We start from the raw sequence: 12,508 nt of genomic DNA on the forward strand, positions 1-12,508 counted from the left end.
CTTTATTTGTCCTTGAGCGCATCCAGCGCCAGATTAAGTTCCACCACATTCACCACCGGTTGGCCGATAAAATTCACCAGCGGCGTTGAGGTATGCTCGGCCACCAGTTTCGCCACCACCTGCACCGGCAGGTTGCGCGCCTGCGCCACCCGCGGGATCTGCCATTCTGCGGCCTGCGGAGATAACTGCCCATCAAGGCCGCTGGCCGAAGTGGTAATGAGCTCTACCGGTACATGCGTATCCGCTTGCGGGTTATCGGCCCGCAGTTGTGCGACGCGCTGCGCCACTTCTTTATCCAGCTCCGGGTTGCTACCCGCCAGGTTACTGCCGCCGGACGCCATAGGATTATAAGGCGCGTCCGCCGTGGCGGAAGGGCGACCATGAAAATATCCCGGTTGGGTAAAGTCCTGGCCTAACAGGCGTGAGCCACGCACATTGTCGCCTTCACGAATAAGTGAGCCGTTGGCCTGATCGTGAAACCACCACTGCCCCAGCGCGGTGGTCAGCAGCGGATACAGCCCGCCGGTAATCAGGGTAAAGAGTATCAAAAGCAGAAATGCGGGACGTAATAAAGCCATTTTTATCTTCCTCTTACACCAGGCCGAACAACGTGAGAATAAGGTCGATCGCTTTGATGCCAATAAACGGCACGATCAAACCGCCCAGCCCGTAGATCCACAGGTTGCGACGCAGCATGGCAGAGGCGGTCAGCGGTTTGTAGCTCACCCCTTTCAATGCCAGTGGGATCAGAAACACAATCACCAGCGCGTTAAAAATCACGGCGCTCAAAATCGCCGACGCCGGGGAGTGCAGGTGCATCACGTTGAGCATATTCAGTTGCGGATAGGTCGCCGCAAACGCCGCCGGGATAATGGCGAAGTACTTCGCCACATCGTTAGCGATACTGAAGGTGGTCAGCGAGCCGCGCGTCATCAGCATCTGTTTGCCGATATGCACCACTTCAATCAGCTTGGTGGGGTTGGAATCCAAATCCACCATGTTGCCCGCTTCTTTCGCCGCCTGCGTACCGGAGTTCATCGCGACCGCCACATCCGCCTGCGCCAGCGCGGGGGCGTCGTTGGTGCCATCGCCGGTCATCGCTACCAGCCTGCCTTCCGCCTGATACTGGCGGATCAGCGCCAGCTTGGCTTCCGGTGTCGCTTCGGCCAGAAAATCGTCGACACCCGCTTCGGCGGCAATCGCCGCGGCGGTCAGGCGGTTATCGCCGGTAATCATCACCGTTTTAATACCCATTTTGCGTAACTGGGCAAAACGCTCTTTAATGCCGCCTTTGACGATATCTTTCAGCGCGATCACGCCCAGCACTTTTGCCCCTTCGGCAACCACCAGCGGCGTTGCTCCCTGGCGCGCCACGCGTTCGACCAGCGCTTCGACATCAGCCGGGAACTGACCGCCATTCGCTTCGATATGGCGGCGAATCGCATCGACGGAACCTTTGCGGATCATCCGGTCCTGCACGTTAATTCCGCTCATCCGGGTTTGCGCGGTGAATGGCACAAAGGTCGCTTGCAGGCTCTGCATATCGCGCTCACGCAAGTTAAAGCGCTGTTTCGCCAGGATAACAATACTGCGGCCTTCCGGCGTTTCATCGGCCAGGGATGAGAGCTGTGCGGCATCGGCCAGCGTTTTTTCATCCACGCCCTGGGCGGGCAGGAAATCCGACGCCTGGCGGTTACCCAGCGTGATGGTGCCGGTTTTATCCAGCAATAACACGTCGACATCGCCCGCCGCTTCCACCGCGCGACCGCTGGTAGCAATGACGTTTGCGCCCAGCATGCGGCTCATCCCCGCGACACCAATCGCGGAAAGCAGCCCGCCGATAGTGGTTGGGATGAGACACACCAGCAGGGCAACCAGCACGGTGACACTCACCGGCGTGCCGCCATACACGGAGAAGGGCCACAACGTTGCCGTTGCCAGCAGGAACACTATTGTTAGTGCCACCAGCAAGATGGTCAGCGCGATTTCGTTCGGCGTTTTACGCCGTTGCGCGCCTTCCACCATCGCGATCATGCGATCAAGGAAGGTTTCTCCAGGGTTAACGCTGCACTGGATCACCAGCCAGTCAGAGAGAATGCGTGTACCGCCCGTTACCGAGGCAAAATCGCCGCCGGACTCACGAATCACCGGTGCGGACTCCCCGGTGATCGCGCTCTCATCCACCGACGCGCCGCCTTCGATCACTTCGCCATCGCAGGGGATAATGTCGCCTGCTTCCACCAGCACGATGTCGCCTTTGCGCAGATCTTCCGCCGGAATGTGGTCGATTTGCGCGTCATGCTGCGGGGCACGAAGTTTGCGAGCAAACGCGGTCTTTTTCACCCCTTTCAGGCTGTTGGCCTGCGCTTTACTGCGGCCTTCGGCCAGCGCTTCGGCAAAGTTGGCGAACAGAACCGTCACCCACAGCCATACGCTGATCGCGCCGGTGAACCACGCACTGCCGTCGAGATGACCGGTCGCCATTGCCAGCGCCAGCAGGGTAGTTAACACGCTGCCAATCCAGACAATGAACATTACCGGGTTACGCCACTGCACATGCGGGCTTAACTTGGTCACGGAATCCATCAGCGCCTGGCGAACAAGATTCGGTTCGAAAAGCGCCAGTTGTTTACGACTCATATAACGCGTCTCCGCCACTCTTAAAATTGCAGGTATTCCGCCACCGGGCCGAGCGCCAGGGCTGGAATAAAGGTTAAAGCGCCGACCAGTAACACGGTGCCGATCAGCAGGCCGATAAACAGCGCGCCATGCGTTGGCAGGGTGCCGGAGCTGGTCGGTTGAATTTTCTTCGCTACCAGTGAACCGGCAATCGCCATCACCGGCACAATCACACCGAAGCGACCAAAGAACATGCAAAACGCCAGCAAACAGTTCCAGAACGGCGTATTGGCGCTTAAGCCCGCAAAGGCGCTGCCGTTGTTATTGGCGGCGGATGAAACGGCGTACAGCACTTCACTAAAGCCGTGAATGCCGGGGTTGAACATGCCGCTACGACCGGCGTCGGTCATCATTGCCAGCGCGGTGCCAATCAGCACCAGAGCCGGGGTGACAAGGATCGCCAGCGCGGTCATTTTCATTTCACGCACGTCAATTTTCTTGCCGAGGAATTCAGGCGTGCGGCCAATCATCAGCCCGGCGATAAACACCGCCAGCAGCACAAACAGCAGCATGCCGTACAGACCTGAACCCACGCCGCCGAACACCACTTCGCCAATCTGCATCAGCCACATCGGGATCATGCCGCCAAGCGCGGTAAACGAGTCGTGCATGGCGTTGACCGCGCCGCAAGAAGCTGCGGTGGTGACCACGGCGTACAAGCTGCTGGCCAGAATGCCAAAACGGCTCTCTTTCCCTTCCATATTGATGGCGCTATCGCCGCCGAGCGTCAGGAAGTGCGGGTTACCCTGTAATTCCGCCCACATCACAATCCCGGCGCAGATGACGAAAATAATCGACATTGCCCACAGCAACATGTGTCCCTGGCGGCGATCGCCAACTGCATCACCAAAGGCGAAGCACAGCGCCGCCGGGATCAGGAAGATCGCCAGCATCTGCACAAAATTGGTTAAAGCAGTTGGGTTTTCAAATGGATGCGACGAGTTAGCGTTAAAGAAGCCGCCGCCGTTGGTGCCGAGCATTTTTATCGCTTCTTGCGATGCTACCGGCCCCATCGGCATCAGATGTTGCACACCTTCCAGTGAGGTATAAGCCTGGTATGTTGAAAAGTTTTGCAGCACGCCTTGCTGAATAAAAAACAGCGCAATCAGCAGTGCGATAGGCAACAACAGCCACAGGGTAATACGCGTGATATCGACCCAGGCGTTACCGAGCGTCTCCATACTGCGGCGTGAAAAAGCGCGGATCAGCGCAAAGACCACAGCAATACCCGTCGCGGCGGATAAGAAGTTTTGTACCGTCAGCCCAGCCATCTGGCTGAAATAGCTCAGGGTGCTCTCCCCTGAGTACGCCTGCCAGTTGGTGTTAGAGATAAAGCTGACGGCGGTGTTCAGCGCCAGATGCCAGGAAAGTCCCGGCAGGTTTTGTGGGTTGAGCGGCAGAATGCCTTGCAGCATCAGCATCGCAAACAGCAGCACCAGGCCGAAGATATTCAGCCACAAAACCGCCAGCAAATAGTGGCGCCAGTTCATTTCACGGGTATCAATACCGAGCCCGCGGCAGAGGAGGTTTTCCACACCGCGCACGCCGGGCAGCGGCTGCCCGGCGATCATTTTCGCCAGCAGCGAACCGAGCGGGCGCGCGAGGATAAACAATACCAGCAGGAAGCTGGCAATCAGAAGAAACGCCTGAGCGGCCATCAGAAAGCCTCCGCGTTGATCAGGGCATAAACCAGATAGCCCAATAACAGGAAAACCAGCACGATGCCGATGACTACGCCTGCACTCACAATCCACCTCCAGGGTGATTTAACGATGTGCAGAAAAAGTAGAATTTTCGACGCAAAGATTTCGCAAAAATCGGCGGGCGAGGTGTAAAAAAAATATAAAAATCGCGCGGAGTGCGCAGGTGGAGTGATGTGGATATGCGTAGCCCCTTTAACTGGGGTTACCATGCTCAACCAATAATCCACAATTTAACTGGTGGTTAGTATTAATTTAACCGTTTTGTAACTTATTTACCGGCTCAATGTAAATAAAGCCAAAATTGGCAAAAAATAGTGGTCGGATGAGTAGTAAAATTACAAACAAAACGGTACTATTTTAACCAGATTTCAGTGCCGCCCTGGTTTTTACGTTAGTGACTTTCAGTGGTGGTTTATTATTTTCCGGTGCTGCTTACCGGCCTGATAAAGGGGAGAGAATTATGGACACATACAAAGCGTTTCCGGCTCATATTGTGTTGATGCGACGTGCTTTCGCCGTTCTGGCGGGTGTGCTGGCGTTGCCGGTAATGTTGTTCTGGAAAGACCGCGCACGTTTTTATAGCTATCTGCATCGCGTCTGGGCAAAAACCAGCGATAAACCGGTGTGGATGGAGCAGGCAGAGAAAGTAGCCTGCGATTTTTATTAATCGACGACACACAGCAAACCTCATCGCCACCGCCTTTGCGGTGGCTTTTTTTTACCTGCGGCCTTTGACTGCACTTACTGCGGGTAGAAAAAGGAGCCGTGATGCGCGAGCAAATTCCTGCTGACATTCGTGCCTGTTTGCCCGGGAAAGCTTTATGTTTTTACGGCGTCCATACAGAGCTTACTCTCGTCGCTAAATTGCTTTCTCCCGGGCAGACATTTACGCCGACCCGCCTGGCGCAAGCCACGCGGCGCAAACCCACCCGGGCGCTGATGCCTGGCTTTTATCAAACGCCTCATACCCATCAGCAGCCCGTACTCGCCACGCGGATTGATCGTTACCGCCAGCGAACCCAGCCACGGCTTGCACCGAAGACCTTACTCAAACACTATATGGTTGAATTTCCCGACGCGTCCCTGGCCGGGAAACGCGTTTTGCCCCCGGCCAGAGGCGCGGTGCTTACGTTACGGATATTAGGAGCGGTATGACCACCCATTTGGTCTGGTTTCGCGCGGATTTGCGCGTGCATGACAATCTTGCGCTTGCGGCCGCCTGTCGCAGCGATAACGCGCAGGTAAAAGCCCTGTTTATCGCCACGCCGGCACAGTGGCGGCAACATAATATGGCGCCACGCCAGGCAGCCTATCTCAATGCGCATCTCAACGCCCTGCGGCAGGCGCTGGCGGAAAAGGGCATTCCATTGATTTACCGGGAAGCGGCGGATTTTACCGACAGCGTGCAAACGGTGGTGGATGTCTGTGAAAGCGAGCAAGTCAGCCATCTCTTTTACAACTATCAATACGAATTTAACGAGCGACAGCGCGACGTCGCGGTCGAAAAAGCGCTGCCGAATGTCGCCTGCCAGGGCTTTGACGATAGCGTGATGCTGCCACCTGGCAGCGTGATGACCGGCAATCATGAGATGTATAAAGTCTTTACGCCTTTTAAAAACGCCTTTCTGCGCCGGTTAAAAGAAGATCTGCCCCAGTGTGTTGCCGCGCCGCACCCGCGTGAAGGTGTCGACGTCGCGCCAGAACCGATTACGCTTGATTACCCGCAGCAGAATTTTGACGAAAACCTGTTCCCGGCCGATGAGAAAAGCGCTATCGCGCGGCTGCGTCAGTTTTGCCAGCAGCAGGCGGCAGCGTATGAGCAGCAGCGCGATTTCCCGGCAATCGAAGGCACCAGTCGCTTGTCGGCGTGTCTGGCGATTGGCGCGTTATCGCCGCGCCAGTGCCTGCATCGTCTGCTGGCTGAACAACCGCGGGCGCTCGACGGCGGGCCGGGAGCCGTGTGGCTAAATGAGCTGATTTGGCGCGAATTTTATCGCCATCTGATGACTTATCATCCGGCACTCTGTAAGCATCGCCCTTTTATAGCCTGGACTGATAAGGTGCAGTGGCAGGAAAACGCCGACCATCTGCAAGCCTGGCAACGCGGCAACACCGGCTACCCGATTGTTGATGCGGCAATGCGCCAGTTGAACGCCACCGGCTGGATGCACAACCGCTTACGGATGATAACCGCGAGCTTTCTGGTCAAGGACTTACTTATCGACTGGCGTCATGGGGAGCGTTATTTTATGTCGCAGTTGATCGATGGCGATTTCGCGGCGAACAATGGCGGCTGGCAGTGGGCGGCCTCGACGGGCACCGATGCGGCTCCCTATTTTCGTATTTTTAACCCGACCACGCAGGGTGAACGCTTTGATGCTGACGGCGCGTTTATTCGCCACTGGCTACCTGAACTGAAAAAGGTGCCGGAAAAATCGGTGCATCAACCCTGGGACTGGGCGGATAAACACGGGGTAAAACTCGATTATCCCCGCCCGGTTGTTGACCATAAACAGGCGCGTACCGCCACGCTGGCGGCCTATGAAGCTGCCCGTAAAGCGTAAAGGAGTGATGATGAAAAATACCGATCTGGAAAAACTGATTAACGAAAAACTTAATAGTGCGGCGTTCAGTGATTACGGCCCGAACGGGCTACAGGTTGAAGGGCGGGAAACGGTACAGAAAATTATCACCGGCGTGACCGCATGCCAGGCATTGCTGGACGAAGCAGTACGCCAGCAGGCGGACGCGGTGATTGTGCATCACGGCTATTTCTGGAAAAACGAAGCGCCGATCATCCGCGGGATGAAGCGCAACCGCCTGAAAACGTTACTGGCGAACGATATCAACCTGTACGGCTGGCACCTGCCGCTCGACGCGCACCCACAGCTTGGCAATAACGCCCAACTGGCGGCGTTGCTCGGCATTAACGTGATGGGTGAAATTGAAGAGTTGTTGCCGTGGGGCGAACTCTCCATGCCGGTTCCTGGAGGGGAACTGGCGTCGTGGATTGAGGCGCGCCTTGGCCGCAAGCCGCTGTGGTGTGGCGATACCGGGCCGGAAAAAATCACCCGCGTTGCCTGGTGTACCGGCGGCGGGCAGGGCTTTATTGATAAAGCGGCCCGCTTCGGTGTTGATGCGTTTATCACCGGCGAAGTCTCCGAGCAGACCATTCACTCTGCCCGTGAACAGGGGCTGCATTTCTACTCTGCGGGCCACCACGCCACCGAGCGCGGTGGCATTCGCGCGCTCAGCGACTGGCTGAATGAAAATACCGATCTTGACGTCACGTTTATTGATATTCCGAACCCGGCGTAAGGAGAGTGCAAGTGCAGCGAGCACGGTGTTATTTGTTAGGTGAAAGCGCGGTGGTGCTGGAACTGGAGCCACCGGTACAACTGGCGACGCAAAAGCGTATCTGGCGACTGACACAACGCCTGGCGGACGTGCCGGACGTGGTGGAAGCCATTCCGGGGATGAATAACATCACGGTGGTGCTGCGCGATCCCCATTCGCTGGCGCTTGACGCGATTGAGCGTTTACAGCGCTGGTGGGAAGAGAGCGAGGCGCTGGAGCCCGAGTCACGATCCATTGAGATCCCGGTGCTGTACGGCAAAGCGGCCGGGCCGGATCTGGGGCTGGTGGCGGAACACTGCCGGATGACGGAAAAACAGGTCGTTGAGCTGCATGCTTCTATTGATTACGTGGTGTGGTTTCTTGGCTTCCAGCCCGGTTTCCCTTATCTGGGCGGGATGCCGGGGGCGCTTGCCACTCCGCGCCGCGCCGAACCGCGTGTGAGTGTTCCCGCCGGTTCTGTCGCCATTGGCGGCGCGCAAACCGGCATTTACCCACTGGAAACGCCTGGCGGCTGGAACCTGATTGGCCGCACCGATCTGGCGTTGTTCAACCCGCGCTTGCCGGAGCCGGTGTTATTACGTCCGGGCGACACGCTGCGGTTTGTGCCGCGCAAGGAGGGCGTATGCTGAAAATTATCCGCGCGGGAATGTATACCACCTTGCAGGGTGGCAAACGTATTGGCTTGCGCCAGTCCGGCGTCAGCTACTGCGGCGCGCTGGACGAGCCTGCGCTGCAGATTGCCAATGCGCTGGTGGGGAACGCGCCGGAGGCGGCGGCGCTGGAAATTACTTTTGGTCAGTGCGAAGTGGAGTTTGGTCGCGATGCCTGGTTTGCGCTTACTGGCGCAGGTTGTGAGGCGAAGCTTGACGGTAAAGCGGTGTGGACCGGCTGGCGGTTTGCGGCAAAAGCCGGGCAGCGACTGGTGTTGAAAAGGCCGCTGCACGGTGTGCGCAGCTATCTTGCGGTTGCCGGCAGCTTTGCCGTGCCGGCGGTAATGGGCTCGGTCAGCACCGATCTGAAAACCGCCATCGGCGGGCTGGAAGGGCGGCTATTGCGCGATGGCGATGTATTGCCGCTGGGCGAACCTGTCCGCCATTTTCACACACAGCAGGGGGTAAAACAGTTGCTGTGGGGCAACCGCATTCGCGCGTTGCAGGGGCCGGAATATCACGAATTTGACAGCGCCTCGCAAGAGGCATTCTGGCGTTTGCCGTGGCAGATAAGCCCGCAGAGTAACCGCATGGGTTACCGTTTGCAGGGGCAACCGTTGGTGCGCACCACGTCGCGCGAACTGCTTTCCCACGGCTTGTTGCCGGGCGTCGTGCAGGTTCCCTCTAACGGGCAACCGATAGTGTTGATGAATGATGCCCAGACTACCGGCGGTTACCCGCGAATTGCCTGCATTATCGAGGCGGATATGTACCACCTGGCGCAGATCCCGCTCGGGCAGCCGATACACTTTGTTCAGTGCTCGCTGGATGAGGCGCTGAAGGCGCGGCGCGAGCAGCGAATCTATCTCAATCAACTGGCATGGCGTCTGCACAATGAAGATTGATTTAAATGCCGATCTCGGCGAAGGCTGCGGCAACGATGCGGCGTTACTCCAGCTTGTTTCTTCCGCCAATATCGCCTGCGGTTTCCACGCAGGCGATGCGCAAACCATGCTGACCTGCGTGCGCGAAGCATTGCGTAACGGCGTGGCGGTGGGCGCGCATCCCTCCTTCCCGGACCGGGAAAACTTTGGCCGCACGCCGATGCATCTGCCGCCGGATAGGGTCTATGCCCAAATGCTGTATCAAATTGGCGCGCTGGCGGCGATGGTTTGTGCAGAAGGCGGCAAACTGCACCATGTGAAACCGCACGGTATGCTCTACAACCAGGCGGCGGATGACGCGGCGCTGGCCGATGCAATTGCTGGAGCGGTTTATGATGCAGATCCCGCATTGATTCTGGTTGGGCTGGCGGGCAGCGAGTTAATTCATGCCGGTGAGCGTTATGGTTTGCGTACGCGCCAGGAGGTGTTTGCCGATCGCGGCTACCTCCCCGATGGTCGGTTGGTGCCGCGCAGTGAGCCGGGCGCACTGATTGATGATGACAATCTGGCGCTGGCGCAAACGCTGGACATGGTGCTTGAAGGCCGGGTGAGGTGCGTCAGCGGTGAGTTTGTTAATGTGCAGGCGCAAACGGTCTGCCTGCATGGCGATGGTGAGCACGCGCTGCTGTTTGCCCGCCGCTTACATAGCGCCTTCGCCCAACGTGGCGTGATGATTTCCGCCCACTAACGCAAGGAGTTTTTATGCCGGAAGGACCGGAGATCCGTCGGGCGGCAGATACGCTTGAAGCCGCTGTTAAAGGCAAACCATTGACGGATGTCTGGTTTGGTCTGCCGTCGTTGAACGGTTTCGCCGCTGATCTTGTGGGGCAGTGCGTTGCGAACATTGAAACGCGGGGAAAAGCGCTCCTGACGCATTTTTCCGGTGGGCTAACGCTATACAGCCATAATCAGCTTTATGGCGTCTGGCGCGTGGTTGAGGCGGGAGAGATCCCGCAAACCAACCGTGTGCTGCGCGTGCGGCTGCAAACGGAGCAAAAGGCGATTTTGCTGTACAGTGCGTCGGATATCGCGCTGCTCACGCCCGGGCAACTGGCGCAGCATCCGTTTTTACAGCGTGTAGGGCCGGATGTGCTGGATATGACGCTGACCGTGGCGCAGGTAAAAGAACGGCTGCTCTCACCCCGTTTTCGCCGTCGCCAGTTTGCGGGGTTATTGCTCGATCAGGCCTTTCTTGCCGGGCTGGGTAACTACCTGCGTGTCGAAATTCTCTGGCAAAGCGCCCTGGCACCGCAGCGCAACGCTTTGCAGCTAAGCGAAGAACAACTCGACGTTTTAGCGCATGCGTTGCTGGATATTCCGCGTTTGTCGTACCAGACACGCGGCGTGGTGGATGAGAGTAAACACCACGGCGCGCTGTTTCGCTTTAAGGTGTTTCACCGCGCCGGAGAACCGTGCGAGCGTTGCGGCGGAATAATTGAGAAAACCACCATGTCGTCCCGGCCGTTTTACTGGTGCCCGGCTTGTCAGCGTTAAAATAAAAAACGCGCCTTCAGGCGCGTTTTTTTCTGCGGGTTGGCTATCAATCTTTTTTCAGATCGGAGCTGAACTCGCGTTTTTCGTAACCGGTGTACAACTGGCGCGGACGGGCAATTTTGATGCCGTCGTCGTGCATTTCGTTCCAGTGTGCAATCCAGCCCACAGTACGCGCCATCGCAAAGATAACGGTAAACATGGACGACGGAATACCCATCGCTTTCAGGATAATACCGGAGTAGAAATCGACGTTCGGGTAGAGCTTACGTTCGATAAAGTACGGGTCGTTGAGCGCAATGTGCTCAAGCTCCATCGCCACTTCCAGCAGATCATCTTTGGTGCCCAGCTCACGTAGCACTTCGTGGCAGGTTTCACGCATCACGGTTGCGCGCGGGTCATAGTTCTTGTAGACACGGTGACCGAAGCCCATCAGACGGAACGAATCGTTTTTGTCTTTGGCGCGGCGCAGGAATTCCGGAATGTGTTTCACGGTGCTGATCTCTTCCAGCATCTTCAGCGCAGCTTCGTTGGCGCCGCCGTGTGCCGGTCCCCATAGTGAAGCGATACCTGCGGCGATACAGGCGAACGGGTTCGCGCCAGAAGAGCCCGCGGTACGCACGGTGGAGGTGGAAGCGTTTTGTTCATGGTCGGCGTGCAGGATCAGAATGCGATCCATTGCGCGTTCCAGCACCGGGTTCACTTCATACGGTTCACATGGTGTGGAGAACATCATGTGCAGGAAGTTACCCGCGTAGGAGAGGTCGTTGCGCGGATAAACGAACGGCTGACCAATGGAATATTTGTAACACATCGCCGCGACGGTCGGCATTTTCGACAGCAGGCGGAACGCGGCAATCTCACGGTGACGCGGATTGTTAACATCCAGTGAATCGTGGTAGAACGCCGCCAGCGCGCCGGTCACACCGCACAGCACGGCCATTGGGTGCGAGTCGCGACGGAAACCGTGGAACAGACGGGTGATCTGCTCATGGATCATGGTGTGCCGTGTTACGGTCAGTTTGAACTCGTCAAACTGCTCCTGCGTTGGCTTTTCGCCGTACAGCAGAATGTAGCAGACTTCCAGATAGTTGGATTCGGTCGCCAGTTGGTCGATAGGGAAACCACGGTGCAGCAGAATACCTTCGTCACCGTCGATAAAGGTGATTTTTGATTCACATGATGCGGTAGAGGTAAAACCTGGGTCAAAAGTGAATACCCCTTTTGAACCGAGACTACGGATATCAATAACATCCTGACCGAGCGTGCCTTTTAGCACATCCAGTTCAATAGCAGCGTCACCATTGTAGGTGATGGTTGCTTTCTTATCAGCCATTTACGGTCTCCTTAGCGCCTTATTGCTTAAGACCGCCAGTCACCGGATTTGCATTCAACTGCCCGTCAACGTTACCAGTTTGTTATTTAGCTCGCAGCTCTGTTGAGAGGAGGTACCAGGGTACAGAGCGATGGGCGCGTGCAAGTACACATTGAAAACACAGTGAAAAAACAGCAAATCAGCGTCTTAGCAGTCCGAATTTATCAAACCTGTATATCACTAATAACTGTCCTGATTACATCGGTCAATACCATCACACTGTTACATAACTTATTCTCAGGTGAAAGTAAGACCCCATAACTTTTGCGAATTATAAGCCCTTTCTGGCGTAGTTTGTAACAAGAATGT

At 56.7% G+C, this 12,508-nt stretch carries 13 protein-coding genes; 8 read left to right on the forward strand and 5 right to left on the reverse strand.

All coding sequences use genetic code 11. The features are described from left to right. Window positions 1-2: 2 nt before the first annotated feature. From kdpC to kdpF, 4 genes are read right to left on the reverse strand one after another with little or no spacing between them, the layout of a single operon-like run. Window positions 3-578 (reverse strand): potassium-transporting ATPase subunit KdpC, encoded by a 576-nt coding sequence (gene kdpC / locus ACFX4U_RS14320; RefSeq protein WP_086871568.1) that lies wholly within the window; start codon window positions 576-578, stop codon window positions 3-5. A gap of 13 nt (window positions 579-591) precedes the next feature. Continuing rightward, entirely contained in the window at window positions 592-2,640 is a 2,049-nt protein-coding gene (gene kdpB, locus ACFX4U_RS14325; protein ID WP_313510142.1) for a potassium-transporting ATPase subunit KdpB, read from the reverse strand. Window positions 2,641-2,660: 20 nt separating this feature from the next. Further along, entirely contained in the window at window positions 2,661-4,337 is a 1,677-nt protein-coding gene (gene kdpA / locus ACFX4U_RS14330; protein WP_313510145.1) for a potassium-transporting ATPase subunit KdpA, read from the reverse strand. Next, window positions 4,337-4,426 carry a K(+)-transporting ATPase subunit F gene (gene kdpF / locus ACFX4U_RS14335; protein ID WP_020457044.1) on the reverse strand — a complete coding sequence of 30 codons (90 nt, stop codon included), beginning with the start codon at window positions 4,424-4,426 and terminating at the stop codon, window positions 4,337-4,339. The genes kdpA and kdpF overlap by 1 nt, the downstream gene beginning before the upstream one ends. 416 nt (window positions 4,427-4,842) lie before the next feature. Here kdpF and ACFX4U_RS14340 point away from each other — a divergent pair, with 416 nt between their 5' ends. The 8 genes from ACFX4U_RS14340 to nei all read left to right on the forward strand — a co-directional run bounded on the left by ACFX4U_RS14340 (window position 4,843) and on the right by nei (window position 10,827). After that, window positions 4,843-5,049: a YbfA family protein gene (locus tag ACFX4U_RS14340; RefSeq protein WP_017455929.1), complete on the forward strand. Its 207-nt coding sequence runs from the start codon at window positions 4,843-4,845 to the stop codon at window positions 5,047-5,049. Between the two features lie 101 nt (window positions 5,050-5,150). Beyond that, window positions 5,151-5,537 (forward strand): DUF1722 domain-containing protein, encoded by a 387-nt coding sequence (locus ACFX4U_RS14345; RefSeq protein ID WP_313510146.1) that lies wholly within the window; start codon window positions 5,151-5,153, stop codon window positions 5,535-5,537. Continuing rightward, a complete protein-coding gene (gene phrB, locus ACFX4U_RS14350; RefSeq protein WP_313510149.1) occupies window positions 5,534-6,946 on the forward strand; it encodes a deoxyribodipyrimidine photo-lyase in 1,413 nt (470 codons plus the stop codon). Before ACFX4U_RS14345 ends, phrB begins: the two co-directional genes overlap by 4 nt. A 10-nt stretch (window positions 6,947-6,956) precedes the next feature. Next, window positions 6,957-7,700 carry a type 2 GTP cyclohydrolase I gene (locus tag ACFX4U_RS14355; protein WP_313510150.1) on the forward strand — a complete coding sequence of 248 codons (744 nt, stop codon included), beginning with the start codon at window positions 6,957-6,959 and terminating at the stop codon, window positions 7,698-7,700. A gap of 11 nt (window positions 7,701-7,711) precedes the next feature. Then, on the forward strand, window positions 7,712-8,368 hold the full coding sequence (gene pxpB / locus ACFX4U_RS14360) for a 5-oxoprolinase subunit PxpB (protein ID WP_313510152.1): 657 nt from the start codon (window positions 7,712-7,714) through the stop codon (window positions 8,366-8,368). Beyond that, on the forward strand, window positions 8,362-9,294 hold the full coding sequence (gene pxpC / locus ACFX4U_RS14365) for a 5-oxoprolinase subunit PxpC (RefSeq protein WP_313510154.1): 933 nt from the start codon (window positions 8,362-8,364) through the stop codon (window positions 9,292-9,294). Before pxpB ends, pxpC begins: the two co-directional genes overlap by 7 nt. Further along, on the forward strand, window positions 9,284-10,021 hold the full coding sequence (gene pxpA / locus ACFX4U_RS14370) for a 5-oxoprolinase subunit PxpA (protein WP_313510156.1): 738 nt from the start codon (window positions 9,284-9,286) through the stop codon (window positions 10,019-10,021). The genes pxpC and pxpA overlap by 11 nt, the downstream gene beginning before the upstream one ends. Window positions 10,022-10,035: 14 nt before the next feature. Then, window positions 10,036-10,827, forward strand: coding sequence for an endonuclease VIII (gene nei / locus ACFX4U_RS14375; protein ID WP_313510159.1), 792 nt, complete (start codon window positions 10,036-10,038; stop codon window positions 10,825-10,827). A 46-nt stretch (window positions 10,828-10,873) separates the two neighbouring features. On the opposite strand, the gene ACFX4U_RS14380 is transcribed toward nei, so the two are convergent. Then, window positions 10,874-12,160: a citrate synthase gene (locus ACFX4U_RS14380; protein WP_305736724.1), complete on the reverse strand. Its 1,287-nt coding sequence runs from the start codon at window positions 12,158-12,160 to the stop codon at window positions 10,874-10,876. Between the last annotated feature and the right edge of the window lie 348 nt (window positions 12,161-12,508).

It is taken from the genome of Kosakonia sp. YIM B13588 (assembly GCF_042788165.1).
Lineage (GTDB): Bacteria > Pseudomonadota > Gammaproteobacteria > Enterobacterales > Enterobacteriaceae > Kosakonia > Kosakonia sacchari.